Below are 367 nucleotides of genomic sequence, written 5' to 3' on the forward strand. Positions count from 1 at the left end.
GCTATAAAGTGCTAAACGAATATGCCCAGGCTCGCCGTAACGTATTTTTTGTGTGGCAGAGGCTAAACTGGTTAATGAATGACTCACTTCTTGATAGTAACGATTGCCCGCGTCGGTTAACGAAAAGCTACGGCCACTGCGGTTAAATAGCGGCTCGTTTAAATATTGCTCTAGTAATTTAACCTGATGGCTCACGGCACTTTGCGTCACATTTAGATGTTCTGCTGCTTTAGAAAAACTATTTAATCGCGCTACAGATTCAAAACACTGAACAGCACGTAATGGGGGTAATTTCATTATTAGTTAAACTCATACTAAAAGTATTTTAATCATTATACATAATTAAACGAATTGCTCTATGCTAGCG

General features: G+C 39.0%; 1 protein-coding gene. It reads right to left on the minus strand.

What is annotated here, in order from left to right; translation table 11 throughout:
• On the minus strand, positions 1-297 hold a 297-nt coding region (locus AAEY62_RS20845; RefSeq protein ID WP_350636192.1), incomplete at its 3' end, for a LysR family transcriptional regulator.
• Between the last annotated feature and the right edge of the window lie 70 nt (positions 298-367).

The sequence above is a fragment of the Pseudoalteromonas sp. GW168-MNA-CIBAN-0100 genome (assembly GCF_040309225.1).
Lineage (GTDB): Bacteria > Pseudomonadota > Gammaproteobacteria > Enterobacterales > Alteromonadaceae > Pseudoalteromonas > Pseudoalteromonas arctica.